This window comes from Streptomyces nitrosporeus (assembly GCF_008704555.1).
GTDB lineage: Bacteria > Actinomycetota > Actinomycetes > Streptomycetales > Streptomycetaceae > Streptomyces > Streptomyces nitrosporeus.
Genome location: NZ_CP023702.1, coordinates 1,176,624 through 1,200,915, shown reverse-complemented (window position 1 = coordinate 1,200,915; position 24,292 = coordinate 1,176,624). Strand labels below are relative to the sequence as shown.

Genomic DNA, 24,292 nt, shown 5'->3' with positions numbered 1-24,292 from the left:
GGACTCCAGCTCGTTCGGTGAGGCCGGTCCGCCGCCCGGAAAAGGAGACGTGGCCGAGACATGAGACGTAAGATGTCCTATGTCTCGACGTACCTTAAACAGATGCCCCGGCGGCCGGTCAAGAGGTGCCGGCCGCCGGCGACACCCCAGGAGGACCCTTGTGGCGCGCCCTACCATGGCCCAGGACATCGAGCGCCGGATCAAGGAGCTGATCCTGGAGCGCGGACTCGGCCCGGGTGACCCGCTGCCCACCGAGGCCGAACTGATGGAGCTCTTCGGCGTCGGCCGGGTCTCCGTGCGCGAGGCGCTCAAGGCGCTCCAGGCCGTGGACGTCGTCGAGATCCGGCGCGGCTTCGGCACCTTCGTCGGCCCGCTCTCCCTCTCGGCGTTCGCCGAGGGGCTGGCCTTCCGGGCGGCCGTCCGCCAGTGCCAGGGCGAACCGGGCCTCCTCGAACTGATGCGGGTGCGCGAGGCGTTGGAGACCGGCCTGGTCGGCGCGGTCACCGCCGGCGTACCTGACGAGGACCTGGCCGTCCTGCGCGGCCTGGTCGCCGCGATGGAGACGGAGGCCGGCCGGGACGGCCGGGTCGCCCGCGCCACCGACCGCGCCTTCCACCTCGCCCTGTACGCCACCCTCGACAACCACCTGCTCAGCGAGGTGCTGGACGCGTTCTGGGCGGCCATGGACCGGGTACGCGCGGACATGGACGACGGGCACCAGGACCCTGCCGTCACCTGTGCCCAGCACCACGAGATCGTCGAGGCGCTCGCGGCGGCCGACGGCGAGCGCGCGGCACGCGCCATGCGCACCCACTTCGACGGCATCCGGAGCCGGCTGGAACCGCGGCGGGCGCGGACCGGCCGCTGACGGGGGAGGTGGCCGCCGACGGGCACGGACCGGCCGCCGGCGGGGGAGGGCTCAGCGGCCGTCGCCGCCGCTGCCGCCGCTGCCGCCCGGAGAGACAGCTGACCGGTCCCGCCGGTGCGGCCCGGCGCCACGCCTCCGCCCCGGCCAGGTCCGGCACCGCCCGCGCTCCGGGGCACACCGGCGCGCGTCCTCGCAGCCCCGGGGGCCGGACGGCAGGCGGACACCGCGACCGGAGCCGGGGCACCCGGCCGTCGCGGTGTCCGTCAGGACGGGGTCAGGACGGGGTCACGGCAGCTCGGGTGCCCAGGCGACACCGTTGATGTGCGCACCGCCGTCGACGAAGAGGGTGTTGCCGGTGAGGTAGCGCGCGCCCTCGCCCGCGAGGAACAGGACCACCGGGGCGATGTCCTCGTCGGGATCACCGATGCGCCCCATCGGGTTCATGGCCCCGACCTGGGCCTCCAGTTCGGGATGCTCGCTCATCCTCAGGCGGTAGGCCGCGCTCTTCGCGCCGGGGCAGACCGCGTTGACCACCACCCCCGAGGGGGCCCACTCCCGGGCGGCGGTGCGCGTCAGGGTGCGCAGGGCCTCCTTGGCGGCGTTGTACTCCAGGGTCCCCATGTGGGCGTTCACGCCGTTGAGGCTGCACATGTTGACGACCCGGCCCCATCCGCGTTCCCGCATGTGCCCGAAGGCCGCCTGCATCGCCCAGAACGGCCCGTAGAAACCGATGCCCAGGCCGTGGGCCAGCATCGCGTCGGTCTTGTTCTCCACCCGGCCGACATCACCGGCCGCCCAGGCGTTGTTGACCAGGATGTCCACACCGCCCCACTCCCGTACCGCCGTGCCGATCATGGCCAGCACCTGCGCCTTGTCGCTGACGTCGGTGCGCACGAAGCGGCCGCCGATCTCCTCGGCCGTGGCCCGCCCGGTCTCCTCGTCCCTCTCCGCGACCAGCACCCTGGCCCCCTCGGCGGCGAGCCTCCGGGCGACCGCGGCACCGATACCGGCACCGGCCCCGGTGACGACCGCGACCCGCCCTTCGAGCCGGTCACCGCCGGGAGGTGTGGTTCCGAGCCGCATGAGGCCCCCTCTCTCCCGCCGGTCGCGCGCCGGACGGGAGCCCCATCCCATACCCGCACGACGGCGTGCGGCAGGCCCGGTCCCGGTGGGCGGGAGGCCCGGCGGGACCGGGCGGGAGGCCCCGGCGGGACCGGGCGGGAGGACCCCGCCCCTCACGCCAGGTGGACGATGCACAGCCACCCGGCCAGCACGCCTCCCGCCAGGGCCACGCACGATTCGCCGACGAACAGCGCCCACTGGGCCTTCTCCCGGGGCGTCTCGGGCACCAGCCGGCCGTTGTGGCCGCGAGCGGCCCCCAGCCCTCTGGCCCGGAGCATCTTCCTCCGCCGGCGCTTCGATCGGGGCAGCTCCTCGAGTATCCAGAAGGCTTCCCTCGCCCATGGCCCGACACCGTTCCGCAGGATGCCCTTGAGGAACCCCTTGACCAGGAACGCGGCTGCCCAGAGCGGAAGAAGGGCGACCAGCCCCGTCAGGACCGACAAGGGGACGCTGTCGGCGGTGAACGCGCTCCAGGCGAAGGCGGCCCCGGCTCCCGCCGATCCGTAGATCAGGGAGAACCCGCCGAAGAGCATCGCGGGCCCCGACCACCCGGGCCTGTGGTCGAGGAGGCCGAGGACCAGGACGCCGGCGAGGAAGGCCGGGGCCCCGAGGGCGAGTATCGCGGTCCCCGCTTCGCAGGCACCGGAGGCCCGGTATCCGCAGTCCGCGGGATCGCCCACCCTGCTGAACAGTTCGATGAGCAGGGTGGCCCCGCCGAACTGGAGCAGCAGCCCGAGGACGACGGTCAGATGCCGGAGAGGCAGCGCACCGCCTGACGCTGCCTCAGGAACGGTGGGAGGGACGGCCGGTGCGGACATGTGTCCGACGTTATCAGCGGGTTGCGCGGTACCGCCCGGGCCGGCGGGAACGGCAGGACTCCTACGGCGTGACCGTCACCGTCCGGCTCCCCGAGGCCTGCTTGCCGGTGGAGCGGTAGACGGCCGTGAGCACGGCTTCGCCCGAGGCGCCGGCCGGCACCGTGACCGGGACCCTGACGTTCGCACCCTCGCCCGGACGGAGCGCCGGGAAGGAGACCTGCCGGGCCGCCCATCCGGACGGCACCGTCAGGCCGAGCGTGCCCGCGTCGCGCGTCACATCCATCCTGTTGACCACCCGGACCGTCACCTCCGTGTCCGTACCGGCCTTCAGGGTGGCCGGCGGGGTGATCGTGATGTCCGCGCAGGTGCCGCCGAGCCACGCGAGGTCGAAGGAGGAGTAGGTGATGTTCCTGTAGCCGTCGCGCTCGTGGAGCAGTCCGACCCGGCCGCCCGGCAGGGGCGTGAGCGTGGAGTACGCGGCGCTGCCGGAATCCACGACCTTTCTGATCGGCCACGACTTCCCGTTGTCACAGGACATCTTCACGGTGAGGTTGCTCCGGGAGGAGGTGCTCTCCGTGTTGCTGAACAGCAGCCACGAGGACTTCGGATCGGAGGGCGCCGCGTCGGGGGCGTACCGGATGACCGAGCCGTTGTTCGCCGGGTCGGGCAGGTTCTTGTCCTGGGTGAAGGGCGTGTAGGTGACGCCCCCGTCGGTGGAGTGGGCGATCGTGCGGTACGGCTTCGAGCGGTTGTTCAGCATGATCCGGCCGTCGCTCAGCTCGACCGTCTTGTTCTCGTCGCCGCCCGGGCCGACGGGGGTGCCCGTTTTCCAGGTCGCGCCGTGGTCGTCGCTGTAGGCGCTGACCGCGTAGTTCGCCCCGTTGTTCCGGATCGCGTACTGCTGGATCAGCCGCCCCTTGTACGTGCCGTGGCGCAGCTGGATGCCCTCGCCGGAGGCCGCGAACATCCCCGCCCACGCGGGGTTCTTGATCTGCCCGGTGATCCGGCGGTGGGTCCAGGTGACCCCGTCGTCGTCGGAGTAGCTGTAGTCGGCCTGGAGGACGTCCGGGTCGCTCTCGTCGTTGCCGGTGGCCGAGCCGAAGAAGCCCTGGTTCACGGAGGCCGCGTAGAAGACGAAGATGCGGCCGGTGATGCGGTCCACGAGCAGGCTCGGGTCCCCGAAGCCCTTCGGCGCGGCCTCCTTGCGGACCACCTGCTGGGTCTGCCAGGTCGTCCCGCCGTCGGTGCTGCGCCGCAGGACGACACCGAGGTTGCCGGGCAGGTCCCCGAGCGTGGGACGCGCGTCGTAGGCGGCGAGGAGGGTCCCCTCGGTGGAGGTGGTCAGGGCGGGGATGCGGTAGTACGGCGACCCGGCGCCCTGCGTCGCGATGTCCTGGGAGGTCAGCTGACCGGGGGCGGCGGTCGCCGCCGCGCCGGCGGCGGGGGCGCCGTGGGCCGTGGCGGCGGTGGCCGCCATCACGGCGGCGGACAGCAGGGAGACGGTGACTCTGCGCTGCATGGACGATCTCTCTTCTCGTGGAGGGGCGTGAGGGGGAGACGTGCGTGACGCGGGTGGAGCAGAGCGCGCGGGAGTGCGGTGCCCGCGCGGGTCGGGGGGCGGACGGGGTGCGGACCCCTGGCCGACGGGGCCGGGGCACCCGCCGGGGCGGGCGGACCGGCGGCCCCGCGGCCGTGGCGGGAAGGGCGGGGCGACCTCCGGTCAGGTGCGGGCGGCCGGCCCGGCCGACAGGCCGGCGAACAGGGAGCGGACCCAGGCCAGTTGCTCCGCCTGGTGGTGCTGGGTACCGCCCTCGTGCCCGTTGAACTCGTAGACGCGTACGTCCTTGGGGCCCGCGTAGCGGTTGTAGGCGGTGAAGCACGTGGAGGGCGGGCAGATCTCGTCCATCATCGCGATGGAGAACAGCGCGGGCGCCGTGGCACGGGTGGCGTGGTGCGCCGCGTCGAAGTACGACAGCGTGCGGAACACCGAGTCCGTACGGTCGCGGTACAGCCGCAGGTATGCGGCGATCTCGGTGTACGGGGGAAGCCCCGTGATCCGGGCGCCCCGGGGGATGTTGCAGAGGAACGGCACATCGGGCATGACCCCGGCCAGCCCCGGCACCAGCCCCGCCACGGCCAGCGCGATACCGCCGCCCTGGCTGACCCCGGTCACCACGATCCGGCCGGGGTCCACCCCGGGGTGCTCGCGCATCGCCTCGACCGAGCGGACCGCGTCGGTGAACACCCGCCGGTAGTAGTGCGTCCCGGGGCTTTCGACACCCCGGGTCAGGAAGCCCGGCACGGTACCGGAGGCACCCGGGTCGGTGTCCGCGGTGACCCCGCCCGCCGACGACCAGCCCTGGCCGCGGGTGTCCATCACCAGATGGGCGTAACCGGCGCAGGCCCACGTCAACTGCTCGTGGGGCAGGCCCCGGCCGCGCCCGTACCCCAGGAACTCCACGACACAGCCCAGCGGTCCGGTCGCGCCCGCGGGCATCCGCAGCCAGCCGCGGACCGGCCGGCCGTCGTATCCCGGGATGCTCACGTCGTGGACGCGCACCTGGGACAGCCCGGCGTCGACCTCCTCGAAGCGCGGCTTCTCCGGCTCGCCCCCGCCCGGGCCACTTCCGTGCGGACCGGCGCCCAGGGTGCGGTCCCAGAACGCGTCGAAGTCGCCGGGCAGCGGCAGTTCGGGCCGGTAGGCGCGGCATTCCGCGAGGGTGAGATCGGCCGACGGCATGGCTGTGCCCTCCAGGGGTACGGGAAGCGACAGGACAGAAGACGTCAGATGTCCTGGTGGCAACCGGACCCTAGGGAGCGCCGCGGCCGGACGTCAAGAGGCGCCCGGCCGGGACGGGGGTGCGGCCCGGCCCGCTCAGCGGGCCCGGGCCTCCGCGATCCGCCGCCTGACCGGGGCGTAGTGCTCGCCGACCGCCGTCAGGAACGCCGGGATGTCACCGGCCCGGGCCGCGTCCACGATGGCCTGGTGCGCGTTGACGGTCTCCCGCTCGTCGGCGTGCGTGAATCCGTCGAGGTGGGGGGCGACGATCGCGTAGACGTCCCAGAACGCCATCGAGAGCTGGCCTATCAGGTCGTTGCCCAGCGGTGCCACCAGCAGGGCGTGGAACGCCCGGTCCGCCGCCACGAAGCCGTGCCCGTCGCCCGACCCGGTGGCCCGCATGGTCTCCACCAGCCCGTCCAGGGTGTCCAGTTGCTCGGTGTTCAGCGAGGAGACGATCCGGTCGGCCATCCCGCGCTCGAACAGCTCGCGTACGTCCACCAGGTCGGCCATCACCTGGAAGTCGTCGTCGGGGGAGAGGAGCCCGCGGAAGGTGAGGCTCTCCACCAGGGCGGAGAGGCTCAGCCGGCCCACGTACGTCCCGTGGCCGTGGCGCACCTCCACGATGTCGAGCGCGTTCAGGATCTTGACGGCCTCGCGGACGCTGGAGCGGCTGGCGCCGAGCGCCTCGCACAGGGCGGGTTCCGTGGGCAGCGGGTCGCCGGGGCGCAGCCGCTCGTCGAGGATGTACCGCTTGATGCCCTCGACGACTTCCTGCCGCAGCAGGGTGCGCCCGGACCGGGTGCCGGACATATGTGAACTCCCCACCTCTTGACCCCTCTCGATTGTCAAGCTACGTTCCCACGCTATCAAGGCATCAGACATCTGACGTCTGATGCCAAGTGGGCGGCGGCCGTCGCGATCACGGCCGAACCAGCTGTTCCCGCCCACGCCCCCCTCTGCCCTTTTCGACTTCCCCTCTGGAGGACCCGTGCCCGAGCTGAGGCCAGCCGGTGTCGAGCGTCGCACCTTCCTGCGTTACACCGGCGTCATCGGCGCGGCCGCCGCCATCACGGCGAGCCTTTCCGCGTGCGGCGGACCCTCCTCGACCGCCGACGGCGCCGCGGGCAAGGGGGAGGGCGGCGGCACCATCGAAGCCGGCCTCTCCTACCCTCTCTCGACCGGGTTCGACCCCATGATCACCTCCGGCGCGACTCCGTACGCCGCCAACATGCACATCTTCGAGGGCCTGGTCGATCTCGATCCGGCCACACTCGTGGCCCGCCCCGCGCTCGCCACCGGGATGCCGGAGAAGATCAACGCCACCACCTACCGGGCCACCCTCCGTGACGGCGCCACCTTCCACGACGGCTCGCCGGTCACCGCCGACGACGTGGTGTTCAGCTTCGAACGCGTCCTGGACCCCGAGAACGCCTCCCTGATGGCCCAGTTCGTGCCGTTCGTCGACACGGTCACCGCGGTCGACGCCGCCACGGTCGAGTTCAAGCTCAAGCACGCCTTCGCCCTCTTCCCCTCCCGCATCGCCGTCGTCCGGATCGTCCCGAAGAAGATCGTCGAGGCGGACGTCAAGGGCTTCGACGCCGAGCCCGTCGGCTCCGGCCCGTACAGGTTCGTCTCGGCGACCCGCGAGGACAAGATCGTCTTCGAGAAGCACAAGGCGTACAACGGCCCGCACCCGGCGAAGGCCGAGAAGATGATCTGGCGCCTGATCTCGGACCAGTCGGCCCGCGTCAGCGCCATGGAGTCCGGCCGCGTCCAGGCCATCGAGGACGTCCCGTACATCGACGTCAAGCGGCTCTCCGCCACCGCGAGGACCGAGTCCGTGCAGTCCTTCGGCCTGCTCTTCCTGATGTTCAACACCGCCGACGAGCGGTTCGCCGACAAGCGGGTCCGCCAGGCCCTGCACTACGCCCTGGACACCGAGAAGATCATCTCCACCGCGATGGTCGGCAACGCGGCCGCCGCCACCGGATACGTCCCCGCGACCCACCCCGAGTACCACAAGGCCGCCACCGTCTACACCCACGACGTGGCCAAGGCGAAGAAGCTCCTCGCCGAAGCCGGCGTCGGCAAGCTCGCCTTCACCGTCCTGACCACCGACACCGGCTGGGTCAAGGACATCGCCCCGCTGCTCAAGGAGAGCTGGGCCGCCGCCGGCATCGAGGCCACCCTGGACATCGCCCAGTCGCCGGCCCAGTACGCCAAGGTCGACAGCGGCGACTTCGAGGTCCTCGTCGCACCCGGCGACCCCTCCGTCTTCGGCAACGACACGGACCTGCTGATGCGCTGGTTCTACTACGGCTTCTGGCCGGAGAAGCGTTACGCCTGGTCCAGGTCCCCCGCGTACAAGCAGGTCAAGCAGCTCCTCGACAAGGCGGCCAAGGCGGCCGACGAGGCCACCCGCAAGGAGCTGTGGGGCCGGGCCACCGACCTCGTCGCCGACGAGGCCGCGCTCTACCCCGTCCTCCACCGCAAACTGCCCACCGCCTGGAACGAGAAGGCCCTGCCCGGCTTCGAACCGCTGCCCACCACCGGCCTGTCGTTCGTGGACGTCGGCCGCGCCTGACGCCCGCCCCCCCGGCCCCCGGGCCCGCCTCCCCCCGGCGGCCCGGGCCCACCGGTCCGGGCCCGCCACCCCCCGGCGGCCCGGACCCGCCGCCCGCCCAACCGCAAGGAACCCGACGATGGTTGCTTTTCTCCGGCTCGCGCTGCGCCGCGTCGCGATGATGCCGGTGATGATCCTCGGCATCGCGCTGCTGGTCTTCGTGGTGCTGCAGTTCTCGCCGGCCGACCCGGCCTACAACGCGCTCGGGGAGAGCGCCGGTCCCGAGGCCAGGGAAGCCTTCGCCGAGGCCAACGGACTCAACGACCCGTTGCCCGTACGCTACTTCGACTTCCTCGGCCAACTGCTCCACTTCGACCTCGGCATGACCGTCCCGCCGAGCCAGCCGGTGATCGACCGGATCACCGCCGCCTTCCCGCTCACCCTCCAGCTCACCCTCCTCGGGCTCCTCCTCGCCGTCGTCCTCGCGGTCGCCGGCGGCGTACTGGGCGCGATGTACCGCGACCGCTGGCCCGACCAGCTCTTCCGGGTGCTGTCCATGGCCGGGGTCGCCATCCCCTCCTTCTGGCTCGGGGTGCTGCTCATCCAGCAGTTCGCGCTGAACACCCGGATCTTCCCGACCGGCGGCTACACCAACCCCGCCGACTCCTTCAGCGGCTGGCTCACCACCATGGCCCTGCCCGCGATCTCGCTCGCCGTCCCCGTCGCCGCGTCGCTCGCCCGCCTCGTACGCACCTCGATGGTCGCCGAACTCGACCGCGACTACGTCCGCACCGCCCGGGGCAACGGCCTGCCGGTCTTCCTGGTGATCCGCTCGGTGCTGCGCAACGCGCTCGTCACCCCGCTCACCGTGCTCGGCGTCAAGGTCGGCTACCTGCTCAGCGGCGCCGTCGTCATCGAGGCGATCTTCGACCTGCCCGGCATGGGCAAGCTCATCCTCGAAGGTGTCACCGGAGGCGACGTCGCCCTGGTCCAGGGCACCGTACTGACCATCGCCATCGCCTTCCTGGTGGTCAACGTCATCGTCGACCTGCTCTACCTGCTGGTCAACCCGCGCATCAGGACGGTGTGACATGTTCGCCACGGGCCGCCTGGCCAAAAAGCTCTCCCGACCCGGCATCGCCTTCCGCGCGCTCCCGGCCACCTCCCGCGTCGCCCTCGGGGTCCTGGTCCTCGTCCTCCTCGGCGCCGTACTCGCCCCGCTGCTCACCCAGGACCCGCTGACCACCGGCACGCCCGTCCAGGCACCCGGCGCCGACCACTGGTTCGGCACCGACCGGGCCGGACGCGACGTCTTCGCCCGCGTGGTGCACGGCGCCCGCTACTCGCTGGTCATCGGCCTCGGCGCCACCGCCGTCGCCCTCGTCGCGGGAGCGGTCCTCGGCTCGCTCGCCGCCACCTCGCGCAAGCTGGGCGACGAATCGGTCATGCGCACCCTCGACATCGTGATGTCGTTCCCGCCGATCGCGCTCGCGGCCGTCCTGGTCGCCGTCTTCGGCACCAGCATCCCGGTGATCATCTTCACCATCGCCTTCGTCTACACCCCCTCCCTCGCCCGCGTCGTCCGCGCCAACGTCCTCGCCCAGTACGGCGAGGACTACGTCGCCGCGGAGAAGGTCATCGGCGCCCGGCGCGGCTACATCGTGCTCCGCCACGTCGCCGTCAACTGCATGGCCCCCGTCATGGTGTTCGCCACCGTCATGGTCGCCGAGGCGATCATCTTCGAGGCCAGCCTCTCCTTCATCGGCGCCGGCGTGCAGGACCCCGACCCCAGCTGGGGCAGCGTCCTCGCCTACGGCCGGCAGATCCTGCTGGCGGGCGGCTGGTGGGCCACCTTCTTCCCCGGCCTCGCCCTGCTGGTCACCGTCCTCGCGCTCAACGTCCTCTCCGAGGGCCTCACCGACGCCTCCGCCGCACCGAAGAGCGCCCGCCCCGCGGCCGGACCCGAGAGCACCACGGCCCCCGACCCGGTCGAGGCCGCCTCCACCGTCGACGTCGACGCGGCCCTCGCCAGGCTCGCCCGGCACATCGAAGCCACCGGACCCGCCCTCACCCCGGTACGCGAGGACGCCGCCGAACTCCTCGTCGTACGCGACCTCGCCATCCGCTTCCCCGACCGCTACGGCGACATCCCCGTCGTCGACGGGCTCGACTTCACCGTCCACGAGGGCGAGACCCTCGGCCTCGTCGGCGAGTCCGGTTGCGGGAAGTCCATCACCAGCCTCGCCGTCATGGGCCTCCTCGCGCGCAACGCCGAGGTCAGCGGCGAGATCCTCTACCGCGGCCGGGACCTGCTGAAGCTGCCGCCCAGGGAGCGCCGCGCCCTGATGGGCCCCGAGATCGCCATGGTCTACCAGGACGCGCTCTCCTCCCTCAACCCCTCCGTCCTCGTCGGCACCCAGCTCAAGCAGCTCACCTCACGCGGCGGCACCAAGACCCCCGCCGAACTGCTCGAACTCGTCGGCCTCTCACCCGAACGCATCCTGCGCAGCTACCCGCACGAGCTCTCCGGCGGACAGCGCCAGCGCGTCCTCATCGCCATGGCCCTGTCCCGCAGCCCGCGCCTGCTGATCGCGGACGAACCGACCACCGCCCTCGACGTCACCGTCCAGGCCCAGGTCGTCGAACTCCTCGTCGAGCTCCGCGACGAACTCGGCTTCGCCATGGTCCTGGTCTCCCACGACCTCGCCCTGGTCGGCGACCTCTCCCACCGCGTCGCCGTCATGTACGCCGGACGCCTCGCCGAGATCGGCGCCACCCGGTCCGTCCTCACCGCCCCCACCCACCACTACAGCCGCGGCCTCCTGGGCTCCGTCGTCTCCCTGGAAGCCGGCGCCGAGCGCCTGCACCAGATCCGCGGCGTCGTCCCCGCCCCCCAGGGCTTCGGCGAGGGCTGCCGCTTCGCCGGCCGCTGCGCCGCCGCCACCGGCCTCTGCCGCACCACCGCCCCGGCACTCACCGGACACACCACCACCACGGACCACGGCTACGCCTGCCACCACCCGGCCGGGGCCGCCGCGAAGAAGCTGGAAGGGAGCGCCCTGTGATCAGGCTCGACGGCGTTCACGTACGCCACAAGGCACGCGGGGGAGGACTCTTCAGCCGCGACGCCGTGCACGCGCTCACCGACGCCACGCTGGAGGTCACCCGCGGCGAGATCGTCGGCCTGGTGGGGGAGTCCGGCTGCGGCAAGTCCACCCTCGCCCGGGTCCTGACCGGCCTCCAGAAGCCCACCGAGGGCGAGGTCCTCTTCCACGGCCGCGACCTCTGGGACATGCCGGCCGCCGAACGCCGCAAGGACTTCGGATCCGCCGTCGGCGTCGTCTTCCAGGACCCCTCCACCGCGCTCAACCCCAGACTGACGGTACGCCAGATCCTGCGGGACCCCCTGGACGTCCACCGGCGCGGCACCCGTGAGGCCCGCGAAGCCCGCGTCACCGAACTCCTCGACCTCGTCGGACTGCCCGGACACACCCTCGAAGCCCTGCCCGGCCAGCTCTCCGGCGGACAGCGCCAGCGCGTCGCCATCGCCCGCGCCCTCGCCCTCGAACCGGAGATCGTCGTCGCCGACGAACCGACCTCCGCGCTCGACGTCTCCGTGCGCGCCCAGGTGCTCAACCTCCTGGTCGACCTGCGCGAACGCCTGGGCCTCGGCATGGTGTTCATCTCGCACGACATCCAGACCGTGCGCTACCTCGCCGACCGCATCGCCGTCCTCTACCTCGGCCGCATCGTCGAGGAGGGGCGCGCCGCGGACGTGGCGGGCGCGCCCCGGCACCCGTACACCGAGGCACTGCTCTCCGCGACCCCCAGCCTGATGGAGGCCACCGAGCGCATCATCCTCACCGGACCGGTGCCCTCGGCCACCAACCCGCCGTCCGGCTGCCCCTTCCGCACCCGCTGCTGGAAGGCCGACGACGCGTGCGCCACGGTCTTCCCTCCGAACACCTCCGGTCCCGGCGGACACCGCTGGCACTGCGTCCACCCCCAGACCCCCGGGTCCCCCGCCGGGGACCGGGCCCCCGTACCGCCCGCAAGGAGCACCGCATGACCGCCCCCGCCACCCCCTTCACCGGAGTGATCCCGCCCGTCGTCACCCCGCTCACCGCGGACGGCGCACTGGACCGGGGATCCCTGGAAAGGGTCGTCGGCCACCTCCTGGACGGCGGTGTCAACGGCCTCTTCGCCCTCGGCAGCTCCGGCGAGACCGCCTATCTGACCCCTTCCCAGCAGGACGAGGTCATCGAGGTCGTCACCAAGGCGTCGGCGGGCCAGGTGCCCGTCCTCGTCGGCGCCATCGAGACCACCACCAACCGGGCCGTCGAGCGGGCCCGCGCGGCGATCGCCCTCGGTGCCGACGCCGTCGTCGCCACCGCGCCGTTCTACACCCGCACCCACCCCACCGAGATCGACCGGCACTTCCGGGACATCGCCGCCGCGGTGGACGCCCCGCTGCTGGCCTACGACGTGCCGGTCTGCGTCCACAGCAAACTGGACCCGGAGCTGCTGCTGCCGCTCGCCGCGGACGGGGTGCTCGCCGGGGTGAAGGACTCCAGCGGTGACGACGGAGCCTTCCGGCGGCTGGCCATCGGAGCCAGGGACCTGCCCGGGTTCTCCGTCCTGACCGGCCACGAACTCGTCGTCGACGCCATGATGCTGAGCGGTGCGGACGGCTCCGTCCCCGGCCTCGGCAACGTGGACCCGCACGGCTACGTACGGCTGCACCAGGCCGCCGTACGCGGTGACTGGGCGGCCGCGGCCGCCGAACAGGACCGGCTCGTGGCCCTGTTCGACATCGTGGGGGCGGCGGTCCCCGGTACCGCATCGGCCACCGCGGCGGGTCTCGGCGCGTTCAAGACGGCCCTGATGCTGCGCGGCGTCATCGCCACGAACGTCATGAGCCCGCCGATGCGCCGCCTGGACGGGACGGAGACCGCGATGATCGCGGCGTACCTGGACCGCGCGGGACTCTCCCGCGTCTGACGGTACGAAGGAAGGGGCCCCGGCATCACCCGATGCCGGGGCCCCTTCGCGCGTGCGGTGTCAGTCGCGTGCGGCGCGGTTACGGCGCATCAGCACCGCACCGCCCAGCAGCAGTGCGGCGCTCGCACCGGCGGCCAGGCCGATCTGCCCGGCACCGGTCTCGGCGAGCTGCGTGTCGGGGGTGTTCGGCACGGAGGGGTCGGCCGGGGGCTCCTTGACCGGGGGCTCCTGCACCGGGGGCTCGCTGGTGGGCGGCTCGCTGGTCGGGGGCTCGGTGGTGGGCGGCTCGGGGGCCGGGGGCTCGGTGGTGGGCGGCTCGGGGGAGGGCGGGTCGACCGGCGGGATCTCGTGACCACCGTCGTGGCCGCTGTCATTGACGCAGGTGTTGCCGAACACCGGGTTGAGCAGACCCACGACGTCCACCGAGTTGCCGCAGGCGTTGACCGGGACGTCCACCGGGACCTGGGCCAGGTTGCCCGACAGCACGCCCGGTGAACCCGCGGCCACCGCCTCGGCGTCCGCTCCGGAGCCGGAGCCGGAGCCGTGGCCGGAGCCGTGACCGTGGCCGGAGCCGTGGCCGGAGCCGTGACCGTGGCCGGAGCCGTGCTGGTCACCCGAGCCGACGTTGGCGCAGGTGTTGCCGAATGCGGGGTTCAGCAGCGCGATCACATCGACGGTGTTCCCGCAGACGTTCACCGGGATGTGGACCGGCACCTGCACCGCGTTGCCCGAGCCGACGCCGGGCGAACCCGCCGCCACACCGTCGGCCGACGCATCGGCGTGGGCGTAGCCGCCGGCGGCGGCCAGGATCCCCGACGCGGCCGCCATGACGACCATGCTTTTGTTCAGAACCTGTCGCATTACTTGCCCTTCATTGGAATTCGCGCGGGCGGTGACCCGGATGGAAAGTCATTCCCATGTACGCGGACGACTGCATAACGATCGAGGGGCTACGGGGAAACTCGGAGAGTCGTGGAAATTTTGTAACCACTCGAAAGAGTTAAGTGCGCGCGTTCGTGCGCTCCGGGCGCCCTGTCGTGCGCCGGTCGCGTGCCCGGCATTCGGATGAATGGGGGAAACCAAACGCGGGGCCGGGAGTTGATCAGGAAGCTCCGCCGCGGAGCACTCGGTACGAGAAGGGTTAATCGTGATCAAGAAGGTTCTGGCTACGGGTGCCGTCGCCGCTTCCATCCTCGGTCTCACCGCGACCAGCGCCATGGCCATCGGCGACGACATGGGCACCACCGTCGTCAACGGCAACGGTTCCGAGTCGGAGTTCGGCACCTCGGAGACCGAGGGCGACATGAGCCCGCAGCTCAGCCTGGTGCAGGGCTCGCTCAACAAGCCCTGTGTGGGTCTGCCGCTCAAGGCCAACGTCGGGTCGCTGATCGGCCTCATCCCGATCACGGTCCAGGACGTCAACGTCCTGTCGAACCCGCAGAACCAGCAGTGCACGGACAACTCCACCCAGGCCAAGGGCGACGAGCCGCTGTCCCACATCCTGTCGGACATCCCGCTCCTCTCCGGCAACGGCGCCGGCAACAGCTGAGCAGCCTCCACGACCGGTCCGGGCCGCCGACATTCCTCCATCGTGCGGCCCGGTCCTGTGGCATTCGGGCGGATTTCCGGGAAACCCCCTCCGGGGAGTCACCCGCCGCCCGCTGATTCGTTACGGATTGCAGCTCCGGAGTCACGGATGTGTCCCTCCTGAGGGCGCCCGCGCGGTACGAAAGACGTGTCCGCGTCAGGACTCCGCAGCAGAAAGGGACGAAAAGTGAAGTACACCAAGGTCGCCGCCATCGCCGCCGGAGCCCTCATGGCGCTGGGCGCCGCCACCCCGGCCATGGCCGACGCGGGCGCCGGTGCCATCGCGGCCGGTTCCCCGGGCGTGCTGTCCGGCAACGTCGTGCAGGTGCCGGTCCACATCCCGGTGAACGTCTGCGGGAACAGCATCAACATCATCGGTCTGCTGAACCCCGCCTTCGGCAACACCTGCGTCAACAGCTGACCGGCTCGCACCGAGCCGATCGCAGTCACCGGAACGCCCCGGACCGCGCAACCGGTCGCGGGGCGTTTCCGTGCCCGCATCATCCCGGTTCATGAACTTCGCGAAAAAAATGCGCATCGCACAGTTTCCGGTACGTGCTCCGATCGTTGTACCTGGTGAAAGCGGTGGATGCCACAGGTGCAGAAGGCTTGTGCGGCGCGGGAACGCGACCGGAAACCACGCCGCTGTGGAAGGAGAACAGAAGTGAAGTACGCGAAGACCGCCGCGTTCGTTGCCGGTTCCGTGGCCGCCCTCGGAACGGCTGCGCCCGCCTTCGCGGTTGCTCCCACCTCTCCCACGCTCAGTCTCACCACCGGCGTGAACCACCTCATGGCCAGCACCCCGCAGGCCGTCGACCCGCTGGTCGACACGGTCGGCGGCGTGACACGCCAGATCCACGAGGACGGCACCGTGAGCAGGCTGGCGGACGAGGCGACCGGTGTGGCCGCGGAGGCCGCCCCGCTGCTCGGCGGCCTGCCCGTCGGGGGCTGACTCCCGCACCCCTCACAGCATCCCTCCATTCAGCGCATGTTCTCCGGTGCCAGGCCAGGCACTCCCGCCCGGCCGAAGACGGCACCGTCCGAGTGAAGTGGCATCACTTCGGCCAGTGCGGCGCGCGTGTTCCGCGTGTCCGGTCCGGCCGAGCAACAGCACATCCAGAAGGGCTCTCTCATGATCAAGAAGATTCTGGCTTCGGCGGCCATGGCCGCGTCCGTCGCGGGCGTGTCCGCCGTCGCGGCTCCCGCCGCCATGGCGACCGGTAACGACATGGGCACCACGGCGGTCAACGGCAACGGTGCCGTGCAGTACTACGGAAACAGCAGCACCTCGGGTGACATGAGCCCTCAGATCGGCCTGATCCAGGGGTCGTTCAACAAGCCCTGCATCGCGCTGCCGGCCAAGGCCAACATCGGTTCCCTCCTCGGCCTCGTTCCGATCTCGGTCCAGGACATCAACATCCTGTCCTCGCCGCAGAACCAGCAGTGCACCGAGAACTCCACCCAGGCCAAGGGTGACGAGGCGCTGTCGCACATCCTCAACGACATCCCGATTCTCTCGGCCAACGGCGCCGGAAACAACTGACGCCCGGCGCACGGCCGCCGGTACGTGGGGCCGGCCGTGTGAGCGGAGTAGTCCTTTGGTGCGGGCATTGGTCCGGTTGCCGTATCCGCGGCAGACGAGGCCCGGCCTGCCGGGTAGGGCCACCCCATGGACCCGTACGAAGAACAGCTCCGGCGTGCCACCGCCGGGGTCTCCCGCCACCCCACGCCCACGCCGATCTACGACCGGCTGCTCGCCGAATGGCGGGAGAAGGGGCGTGAACCCGGGCGGGAGACACCGGCGGTGGCGGCACAGGAGCACACAAGGGCCTTCGTCCCGGCAGCCCGCAGGACGTAGGTCCGCAGCCGGGAACGCCGGCACCACATCGACCGGTGCGACGGGGCGCCGGTCCCGGTTCATTTACTGCGTCCCCACAGGACGCGTCGAAAGGTGAGACGTCATGAAGAAGATGATGGCCGGCGCAGCCGTGGCCGTGTCCCTGCTCGGTATCTCCGCCGCCGCGGCCCCCTCGGCCATGGCGATCGGCAACGACATGGGCACCACCGTCGTCAACGGCAACGGTTCCGAGTCGGAGTTCGGCACCTCGGAGACCGAGGGCGACATGAGCCCGCAGCTCAGCCTGGTGCAGGGCTCGCTCAACAAGCTCTGCCTCGGCGTCCCGGCCAAGGCCAACGTCGGGTCGCTGATCGGCCTCGTCCCGATCACGGTCCAGGACGTCAACGTCCTGTCGAACCCGCAGAACCAGCAGTGCACGGACAACTCCACCCAGGCCAAGGGCGACGAGCCGCTGTCGCACATCCTGTCGGACATCCCGCTCCTCTCCGGCAACGGTATCGCCAACGGCTGACGCCGTTCCCGGGAGGCGGGCCGCTCCGGAGCGGCCCGCCTCCCCGTCGTACGGCGCCGTTCACGACGATGCCCACCACCCCACGGGGGTGGTGGGCATCGTCGTGTCCGTGAGGGCGGCGCGGGGATGCGCCGCCCTGTCCGTCATGGCCGGGTGGTCAGCCCAGGCTGCGTACCGGCAGCAGGCAGTGCGCGGAGGTCCGTACGGTCTCGGGGTCGCAGACGAAGGAGCGCAGCAGCTCTTCGCCGACCGGCTGCCCGGGGACGGCCGCGGGCCAGGGGCGCGTCGCGAACATGCCGTGCACCACGCCCTCCGACCGCGCAACCGCCAGCCATTCCCGCGGAACGGTGTACTGGGCCTTGAAGTGAGGCATCGTCAGCACCGCCTGGCCTGCCTGGACGACCAGTTTCACCGGAAGGCCCGGCTGCTGGGAGCCGTCCAGTGTCTCGCCGCCGATCCGCAGTCCGCTGCGTTCCAGAGCCGCACGCAGGGCCAGCTCGCCGGTCTCCGGGCCGTCCTGGCCGTCGCCGAGCGAGTAGGCGAGGAGGAAGGCGACACCGCGGTCGCCGTCCGGGTGCTCACCGCTCCAGCCGATCAGGGCCTGGGTGCCCAACTGGGCTTGTGTGAATGTGCTGGTGGCGGTCCGAGAAGAGGTCATGTCCGGCACCCTAATGCTCCTGGACCAGGTCATGTATGTGGCTATCACCTGATCGAGGGAGATTTGCCGATACCGGAGTCAAACCGTACTTCAGGACCGCAAAGCGCGGGCGCCGGGGTATCCGCGGGAGGGCGGCCGGAAAAAACGCGTTGACGCCGGCGGACCGTTCCCCGTTATGGTGTGCCGAGTTCGAGGAGATCCGACAGGACCGGAGGTGAGGACAGTGATGACCGTCGTCGCGGTGGGCACCGCCCACGACCCGAAGCACACCGTTCCCACCTCCGTGGCCGCCGGCTGACCGACCTTCGTTCCTTCGCGCCCGAGCGCGCGTCGCCGGGGCCACCCTGTGAAGGGTTTCCCTTGTCTCTCCCCGTTCTTCCGGCTTCCTCTTCTCCTTCCGCCGCTTCGCACCCGCTGGTTCCGTACGGCTGGGACGCGGACCTGGCCGCGGTCTTCGCCCCTTACGCCGAGCGGGGACTCCTGCCGGGCCGTGTGGTGAGGGTGGACCGCGGGCGGTGCGACGTGGTCACGGCGCACGGCACGCTCAGTGCGGACACCGCGTTCGTGGTGCCCCGCGACCCCATGCGGATCGTGTGCACCGGCGACTGGGTGGCCGTCGACCCCGACGGCGATCCGCGATTCGTCCGGACCCTGCTGCCCCGGCGTACCGCGTTCGTCCGCTCGACCTCCTCGCAGCGGTCCGAGGGCCAGGTGCTGGCCACCAACATCGACCGTGTCGTCATCTGCGCCTCGCTCGCCGTCGAGCTGGACCCCGGACGGCTGGAACGCTTCCTCGCGCTGGCCATGTCCAGCACCGACGGCGCCGCGCTGCTCGGTGACGGGGCCGGGGGCCGGCGGCACGAGGTGCACCCGATCGTGCTGCTGACCAAGGCGGACCTGGTGCCGGACGCCACGACGCTGTCCCATCTCGTCCAGGACGTCGAACGCGTCGCCCCCGGCGTCCGGGTGCTCCCCGTCAGCTCCGTCACCGGGGAGGGCGTGGACGACTTCCGGGCGGTCGTCGCCGACGGCACGAGCGTCCTGCTGGGCATCTCCGGCGCGGGCAAGTCCACCCTCGCCAACACCCTGCTCGGCCGGCCGGCGATGGAGGTCCAGGCCGCACGCGACGTGGACGGCAAGGGACGGCACACCACCACCACCCGCAACCTCCTCGTCCTGCCCGGCGGCGGCGTGCTCATCGACACCCCCGGGCTGCGCGGTGTCGGTCTCTACGACGCCGGGGCGGGTGTCGGGCAGGTCTTCTCCGAGATCGAGGAACTGGCGGCCCGGTGCCGCTTCCACGACTGCGCCCACGAAACCGAGCCGGGCTGTGCGGTACTGGGCGCCGTCGAGGACGGCACCCTCGCCGAGCGGCGGCTGGACAGTTACCGCAAGCTGCTCCGGGAGAACCGGCGCATCGAGGCCAGGTCCGACGCCAGGCTGCGCAGCGAGACGCTGCGCGAGTGGAAGCGCCGGGGCGCCGAGGGGAAGGCCGCCGCGAAGGCCAAGCGGGGCCGCTTCCGGTAGCGGGACCGGCCGGGGCGCCGGCAGCCCCCCGGGGGCGGGCGGCGCCCCGCACACGGTGTCCGGAAACCGCGGGCCGGCGCCCCGTACACGGTGTCCGGAAACCGCTGGTCGGCACCCTGTACACGGTGTCCGGAAACCGCTGGTGAGGCTCGGCCGACGGGCGCACACTGGACGGTGTGATGGACGAACGCACCAGGTACGAGGCGGTGAGCAGCCGCGACGCGCGTTTCGACGGGGAGTTCTTCTTCGCCGTCGCGACCACCGGCATCTACTGCCGGCCGAGCTGCCCCGCCGTCACCCCCAAACGGGAGAACGTGCGGTTCTTCCCGACCGCCGCCGCGGCGCAGGGCCACGGCTTCCGGGCGTGCAGACGCTGCCGCCCGGACGCCGTGCCCGGCTCCGCCGAGTGGAACGTCCGCGCCGATGTCGTCGGCCGCGCCATGCGGATGATCGGCGACGGCGTGGTGGACCGGGAAGGCGTCCCGGGACTGGCGGACCGCCTCGGCTACAGCGCCCGGCAGGTACAGCGCCAGCTCACCGCGGAGGTGGGGGCCGGTCCCGTCGCCCTGGCCCGCGCCCAGCGTTCCCACACCGCCCGCGTCCTGTTGCAGACCACGGACCTGCCGGTCACCGAGATCGCCTTCGCGTCCGGGTTCGCCAGCGTGCGCCAGTTCAACGACACCATCCGGCAGATCTACGCCCGCACCCCCACCGCCCTGCGCTCCGAGACCGGGAGCGGTACGCGCCCCGGCACCTCCGCCGGGAGCGGGGCGGGTGTGCCGCTGAGGCTCGCCCACCGGGGCCCGTACGCGGTGCGCGAGACCTTCGACCTGCTGGCCGAAGAGGCCGTGCCCCGGATCGAGGAGGTCACCGGTACCACCGGTTTCCGTACGTACCGGCGCACCCTGCGGCTCCCGTACGGCACCGGAGTGGCGGCCGTCGCCGAGTCCGCCGCCGGCCCCTGGCTGGAGACCCGGATCCACCTCACCGACCTGCGCGACCTGACGACCGCCGTCCAGCGGCTGCGCCGGCTGTTCGACCTGGACGCCGACCCGTACGCCGTGGACCAGGCGCTGGCCGCCGATCCGCGCCTGGCACCGCTGGTCACCGCCCGCCCGGGGCTGCGCTCCCCGGGCACCGCCGACCCCGAGGAGTTCGCCGTACGCGCCCTGGTGGGCCCGGCGGCCGCCGGCGGCCTGGTGGAGCGGTTCGGCAAGGCGCTGGACGCGCCGACCGGCGGGCTGACCCACCTGTTCCCGGAGCCGGCGGTACTGGCGGACGCGGCGGACGACCCCGCGCTGCGGGCCCTGGCGACGGCGCTGGCCGACGGCACGGTGCGGCTGGACGCCGGGGCCGAGAGGGACGGGGCCGAGCGGGCGCTGTGCGGCCTGCCGGGGACCGGCCCGCGGACCGCGGCCCTGATCCGGATGCGGGCGCTGGGCGACCCGGACGTGGACCCGTACGGCACGCCGGGCACCGGGGGGCTGCGGCCGTGGCGTTCGTACGCCGTGCGCCATCTGCGGCTCGGCCGGGCTCAGGCCCAGATCTCCGCGCCCAGCCACGCCCCCACCGGCAGCAGACAGCAGTAGAGCTCCAGCAGCACCGAGTACCCCGACGCCCGCATCACCGACCTGAGCGATGTGCGCCCCGCGCCGTGGCTGCCCAGCCGCAGCCGCTCCGCGCCGTAGACCGTGCCGGTGTACCCCAGCACACCGCCGGCCACCGGCACCACGAAGAAACCCGCGACCGCCACGAGACCGGCCAGCAGCAAGGTCCTGCGGGGCGCCCCCGACCGTCTCGGCCGGCGGGCGGGCAGCAGCGCCTTCAGCGCCTGGTTCAGCAGCAGCAGCCCCGTCGTCCCGATCAGCACGCCCCAGGCGACCGGTGACGGGTCCGTCAACGACCACCACAGCACCGCCGCCCAGACGATCGCCTGCCCGGGGACCCCCGGCACCAGCACACCGACCAGGCCGAGCAGCATCACCGCGGCGACGGCAACGAGCTGCCACACACTCATCCGACCAGCGTGCCGGAGCCGGGCCGGTCCTGCCTGTCAGCGGGGCGGCGGCGACCGGGCGGGCCGCGCGGCCCCGGGCGGGAGGAGCGCGGGAAGCGGACGGACCGGCCGGGGCCCGGCGGCCGGTCAGCGGGGCGCGCGGGCCACCCAGCCCCGTTCGTACGCGTGCCAGCCCAGCTGCAGCCGGGTCGAGACGCCCGTCAGCTCCATCAGCCCCTTCACCCGCCGCTGCACCGTCCGCAGACCCAGGTCCAGCTGTTTCGCCGCACTGGCGTCCGTCAGACCGGCCAGCAGCAGGGAGAGGATCTCCAGATCGGTGGCGTCAGGACCCGGGCCGGACTCCTCCTGGACACCGCCTGCGCCCAGCCGCAGCGGCATCGCCTCCCGCCACACCGCCTCGAAGAGCCCCGTCAGCGACTCCAGCAGCCCGCTGGCGTGGACGACCAGCGCGGCGGGCTCGGCGGCCCGGCTCGTCAGCGGGACCATCGCCAGCGTCCCGTCGGCGACCACCAGCTTCGTCGGCACCCGGTCCACCACCCGGCACTGCTCGTGGCGGCCCAGCGCGGCGGACAGCTCGATGATCCCGGACGGCAGCGCGAGCACGTCGCGCTCCACGACCACCCGGTAGGAGACCCCGCGCATCGCGGCCCGTTCCTCCGACTCGTTCTCCATGCCGGAGACCGCGATCGGCTTGCCCGTGACCAGCGCACACACCTCCGTGGTGGCCCCCAGCTGCAACTGGTGGAAACGGTGGGACACCGCGCTCGCCCCGGTCACCACCTCCACCAGGTCGTGCACCGCGGGTTCGGCGCTCTCCGCCCGGTACTCCTCGGCCAGCAGGGCGGAAGCCAGTTCGGCCTGTTCCAGCTCGTGCCGCTGCTGTGTCAGCAGAGCACCCAGCGCCACCCCGGGCGGCGCCGCGACCCAGCGCCCCGCCCGCGCGGAGGACTGGGCGACCAGCCCCTGCTGTTCCAGCCCGCGCAGCGCCCGTTCCGTCTCCCCCTCGGGCAGGGCCAGCCGGCGCGCCAGATCGGGGAGTTCCGCCGCGCCCACGGCGACGAGGGCGCGGTAGGCCGCTTCCTGCCTCTCGTCGAGACCTATCGCTGCCAGCATCTTCCCGGCCCTCCCCAGGTGTCGGTGCACGCGTCGCCGCGCTCGTACGGCCACAGGCCGTGGCGGAAAACAGCCACGGCACAAACCCGCCGGGGGCCCATCATGCCCCGTGCCGTCCGGCCCTTGGTCAGCGCCCGTGCACCGCGGCGCGCGGCGACGGCCCGGGGGCACGGACCTGCCCGGTCACCTGCCGGTGCGTCAATTCCGGCCCGGTTTCCCGGATGGCGAGGCCGCCCACGGGCCGTGCGGTGGACACTGGGGGGCATGAGCCAGCAGGGGGAGAAGCCCGCCGCCCACGAGGACGACTGGTGGCGCCGGCTGTACGAGGAGTCCACTTCGGACACAGAACCGAGCAGCGTGTCCGGCAGCACCGGCAGCACCGGCAGCACCGACGACCGCTTCGACTCAGCGGCGGGCGGGACGGACGCGGCGGGCGGGACGGATGCGGCCGGGGACGCCGGAGCCGAGGGGGAGGCGGAAGAGGAGGGCGGGGCGCCGGACCCGCTGGACCACCCGGTCACGGCGACACCGGTTCCCGGCCCGCGCACCCCGCCGCCACCCCCGGCACCACTGCCCGCACCGGTACCTCCGCCTCCCTCAGCGGTTCCGCCTCCCCCCGCCCCGCCTCCCGCGGCCGCCGGACTCCCCCCGGCCCCGCCCACCGCCGCGCCGCCGCCCGTACCGCCCACCGCCGCGCCGGCCCTCCCGCCCGCGCCCTGGGAGGCACCCGGCGCCCGGGGGGCGGCTCCGGGGCCCCGGACCTTCGCCGCGCCACCACCGCCCGCGCCGCCCTCCGCCCGGTCCGGTTCCGGAGCGGATGCCGAGGCCGGCGCGGGGAGCGGGACCGGACCCCCGGCCGGCCCGCGGCCCGTCGTCGGACACGTGGGGGACCGGCCGCCCACCTACGACGCCGAGCCCGCCGCCCTGCCCGTGTCCGGCGCCGACGACCTGGACGGGCTCGTACCGGACACCGCCCTGGACGGCGCCCGGTACGGGACGTACACCCTCCGGGCCGCCTCCGTACGCGGTGACTCCGCCCGCTTCCGCGGGGAGCCCCGCCGGGAAGCCCTGCTCACCGCGCGCTTCGGCACGGGCGACAGCGCCCTCGTCCTGGTCGCGGTGGCCTGCGGCGCCCGGGGGACCGCCCACACGCACCTCGCCGCCACCGACGCCTGCCGGTGGATCGGCGGCTCCGTCGCCCGCAGCCACGCCCGGCTCTCCGACGACATACGGGCCGGCCGCCGGGGCGACCTGAAGTCGGGGCTCCACCGGCTCACCGACCGCACCTACGGCAGACTGCGCGCCCGTGCCGCCGATCTCGGCCTGGAACCGTCCGGGTACACCGCCGGCCTGCGCTGCCTGCTGCTGTCCGCCGACCCCGGCTGCCGCACCCGGGTCTTCTTCGGGGTCGGCGCCGGAGGGCTCTTCCGGCTGCGGAACGGCACCTGGCAGGACCTGGAACCCCTCGTCCCCGCCACGGCGGACGAGCGGGAGGAGACGGCCGGCGGCGACCGGCTGACGATGGACCTGCGGATCACCACACCCCTGTCCCCGTACGCCGGGGGCCCGCCGCCACCGCCCGCGGAGCCCTTCCGGTTCCGTGCCTCCGTCGCCGCGCCCGGCGACATCCTGCTGCTCTGCGGCCGGGGGCTGGCCGAGCCGATGCACGACGTCCCGGCGCTCTCCGACGAACTCGCCCGCCGCTGGACGGCCGGCGAACCGCCGGGACTGCCCGCCTATCTCGCCGACGTCCAGTTGCGGACCAAGGGGTACGCGGAGGACCGTACGGCCGCCGCGGTCTGGGAGGCGTAACCGCGCACACCATGGGTTGATGGACAACGGAGTCCGCCCGGACGGTTTCCCGGGC

24 protein-coding genes are annotated in these 24,292 nt (G+C 72.6%); 15 read left to right on the top strand and 9 right to left on the bottom strand.

Features of this window, described 5'->3' with window-relative positions; translation table 11 throughout:
- Window positions 1–160 precede the first annotated feature (160 nt).
- On the top strand, window positions 161–868 hold the full coding sequence (locus tag CP967_RS05250; protein ID WP_150486815.1) for a FadR/GntR family transcriptional regulator: 708 nt from the start codon (window positions 161–163) through the stop codon (window positions 866–868).
- Window positions 869–1,153: 285 nt separating this feature from the next.
- Here the strand turns inward: CP967_RS05250 and CP967_RS05245 are convergent, their stop codons facing one another.
- From CP967_RS05245 to CP967_RS05225, 5 genes are all read right to left on the bottom strand, one after another.
- Entirely contained in the window at window positions 1,154–1,951 is a 798-nt protein-coding gene (locus CP967_RS05245) for an SDR family NAD(P)-dependent oxidoreductase (RefSeq protein WP_150486814.1), read from the bottom strand.
- A gap of 152 nt (window positions 1,952–2,103) precedes the next feature.
- Window positions 2,104–2,808, bottom strand: coding sequence for a hypothetical protein (locus tag CP967_RS05240; RefSeq protein WP_150486813.1), 705 nt, complete (start codon window positions 2,806–2,808; stop codon window positions 2,104–2,106).
- 61 nt (window positions 2,809–2,869) lie between these two features.
- Window positions 2,870–4,327 carry an exo-alpha-sialidase gene (locus tag CP967_RS05235; protein WP_150486812.1) on the bottom strand — a complete coding sequence of 486 codons (1,458 nt, stop codon included), beginning with the start codon at window positions 4,325–4,327 and terminating at the stop codon, window positions 2,870–2,872.
- A 201-nt stretch (window positions 4,328–4,528) separates the two neighbouring features.
- The gene (locus CP967_RS05230; protein WP_150486811.1) at window positions 4,529–5,548 is read right to left on the bottom strand and encodes an acetylxylan esterase; all 1,020 of its coding nucleotides are present in this window, start codon (window positions 5,546–5,548) and stop codon (window positions 4,529–4,531) included.
- A gap of 135 nt (window positions 5,549–5,683) precedes the next feature.
- Window positions 5,684–6,400: a FadR/GntR family transcriptional regulator gene (locus tag CP967_RS05225; protein WP_150486810.1), complete on the bottom strand. Its 717-nt coding sequence runs from the start codon at window positions 6,398–6,400 to the stop codon at window positions 5,684–5,686.
- A 178-nt stretch (window positions 6,401–6,578) separates the two neighbouring features.
- On the opposite strand from CP967_RS05225, the gene CP967_RS05220 reads away from it, so the two are divergent.
- The 5 genes from CP967_RS05220 to CP967_RS05200 all read left to right on the top strand — a co-directional run bounded on the left by CP967_RS05220 (window position 6,579) and on the right by CP967_RS05200 (window position 13,154).
- Window positions 6,579–8,174, top strand: coding sequence for an ABC transporter substrate-binding protein (locus tag CP967_RS05220; RefSeq protein ID WP_150486809.1), 1,596 nt, complete (start codon window positions 6,579–6,581; stop codon window positions 8,172–8,174).
- 118 nt (window positions 8,175–8,292) lie between these two features.
- Entirely contained in the window at window positions 8,293–9,243 is a 951-nt protein-coding gene (locus CP967_RS05215; RefSeq protein ID WP_150486808.1) for an ABC transporter permease, read from the top strand.
- A 1-nt stretch (window position 9,244) separates the two neighbouring features.
- On the top strand, window positions 9,245–11,218 hold the full coding sequence (locus CP967_RS05210; protein WP_150486807.1) for a dipeptide/oligopeptide/nickel ABC transporter permease/ATP-binding protein: 1,974 nt from the start codon (window positions 9,245–9,247) through the stop codon (window positions 11,216–11,218).
- Window positions 11,215–12,222: an ABC transporter ATP-binding protein gene (locus tag CP967_RS05205; protein WP_150486806.1), complete on the top strand. Its 1,008-nt coding sequence runs from the start codon at window positions 11,215–11,217 to the stop codon at window positions 12,220–12,222. The genes CP967_RS05210 and CP967_RS05205 overlap by 4 nt, the downstream gene beginning before the upstream one ends.
- Complete coding sequence (locus tag CP967_RS05200) at window positions 12,219–13,154, top strand: dihydrodipicolinate synthase family protein (RefSeq protein WP_150486805.1); 936 nt, start codon at window positions 12,219–12,221, stop codon at window positions 13,152–13,154. The genes CP967_RS05205 and CP967_RS05200 overlap by 4 nt, the downstream gene beginning before the upstream one ends.
- Window positions 13,155–13,214: 60 nt before the next feature.
- On the opposite strand, the gene CP967_RS05195 is transcribed toward CP967_RS05200, so the two are convergent.
- Window positions 13,215–14,015: a chaplin gene (locus CP967_RS05195; protein WP_150486804.1), complete on the bottom strand. Its 801-nt coding sequence runs from the start codon at window positions 14,013–14,015 to the stop codon at window positions 13,215–13,217.
- Window positions 14,016–14,301: 286 nt separating this feature from the next.
- Between CP967_RS05195 and CP967_RS05190 the strand changes: the two genes are divergently transcribed.
- The 6 genes from CP967_RS05190 to CP967_RS05165 all read left to right on the top strand — a co-directional run bounded on the left by CP967_RS05190 (window position 14,302) and on the right by CP967_RS05165 (window position 17,110).
- Window positions 14,302–14,703 carry a rodlin gene (locus CP967_RS05190; protein WP_150486803.1) on the top strand — a complete coding sequence of 134 codons (402 nt, stop codon included), beginning with the start codon at window positions 14,302–14,304 and terminating at the stop codon, window positions 14,701–14,703.
- 225 nt (window positions 14,704–14,928) lie between these two features.
- A complete protein-coding gene (locus CP967_RS05185) occupies window positions 14,929–15,162 on the top strand; it encodes a chaplin (protein WP_190175403.1) in 234 nt (77 codons plus the stop codon).
- Between the two features lie 243 nt (window positions 15,163–15,405).
- Window positions 15,406–15,693 carry a hypothetical protein gene (locus CP967_RS05180; protein WP_150486802.1) on the top strand — a complete coding sequence of 96 codons (288 nt, stop codon included), beginning with the start codon at window positions 15,406–15,408 and terminating at the stop codon, window positions 15,691–15,693.
- 180 nt (window positions 15,694–15,873) lie between these two features.
- Window positions 15,874–16,284 (top strand): rodlin, encoded by a 411-nt coding sequence (locus CP967_RS05175; RefSeq protein WP_150486801.1) that lies wholly within the window; start codon window positions 15,874–15,876, stop codon window positions 16,282–16,284.
- A gap of 126 nt (window positions 16,285–16,410) precedes the next feature.
- On the top strand, window positions 16,411–16,599 hold the full coding sequence (locus tag CP967_RS05170) for a hypothetical protein (RefSeq protein WP_150486800.1): 189 nt from the start codon (window positions 16,411–16,413) through the stop codon (window positions 16,597–16,599).
- A gap of 103 nt (window positions 16,600–16,702) precedes the next feature.
- Window positions 16,703–17,110: a rodlin gene (locus CP967_RS05165; protein ID WP_150486799.1), complete on the top strand. Its 408-nt coding sequence runs from the start codon at window positions 16,703–16,705 to the stop codon at window positions 17,108–17,110.
- A 157-nt stretch (window positions 17,111–17,267) separates the two neighbouring features.
- On the opposite strand, the gene CP967_RS05160 is transcribed toward CP967_RS05165, so the two are convergent.
- Window positions 17,268–17,768, bottom strand: coding sequence for a DUF5949 family protein (locus CP967_RS05160; protein WP_150486798.1), 501 nt, complete (start codon window positions 17,766–17,768; stop codon window positions 17,268–17,270).
- 360 nt (window positions 17,769–18,128) lie between these two features.
- Between CP967_RS05160 and rsgA the strand changes: the two genes are divergently transcribed.
- Together rsgA and CP967_RS05150 are read left to right on the top strand one after the other, a co-directional pair.
- A complete protein-coding gene (gene rsgA / locus CP967_RS05155) occupies window positions 18,129–19,295 on the top strand; it encodes a ribosome small subunit-dependent GTPase A (protein ID WP_150486797.1) in 1,167 nt (388 codons plus the stop codon).
- A 179-nt stretch (window positions 19,296–19,474) separates the two neighbouring features.
- The gene (locus CP967_RS05150) at window positions 19,475–20,884 is read left to right on the top strand and encodes a bifunctional transcriptional activator/DNA repair enzyme AdaA (RefSeq protein ID WP_150486796.1); all 1,410 of its coding nucleotides are present in this window, start codon (window positions 19,475–19,477) and stop codon (window positions 20,882–20,884) included.
- Here the strand turns inward: CP967_RS05150 and CP967_RS05145 are convergent.
- Entirely contained in the window at window positions 20,830–21,312 is a 483-nt protein-coding gene (locus CP967_RS05145) for a DUF456 domain-containing protein (RefSeq protein WP_150486795.1), read from the bottom strand. The two genes, CP967_RS05150 and CP967_RS05145, sit on opposite strands and share 55 nt — an antisense overlap.
- Before the next feature lie 126 nt (window positions 21,313–21,438).
- Window positions 21,439–22,425 carry a helix-turn-helix domain-containing protein gene (locus CP967_RS05140; protein ID WP_150486794.1) on the bottom strand — a complete coding sequence of 329 codons (987 nt, stop codon included), beginning with the start codon at window positions 22,423–22,425 and terminating at the stop codon, window positions 21,439–21,441.
- Between the two features lie 264 nt (window positions 22,426–22,689).
- Between CP967_RS05140 and CP967_RS05135 the strand changes: the two genes are divergently transcribed.
- Complete coding sequence (locus CP967_RS05135) at window positions 22,690–24,237, top strand: protein phosphatase 2C domain-containing protein (protein ID WP_150486793.1); 1,548 nt, start codon at window positions 22,690–22,692, stop codon at window positions 24,235–24,237.
- Window positions 24,238–24,292: the final 55 nt, after the last annotated feature.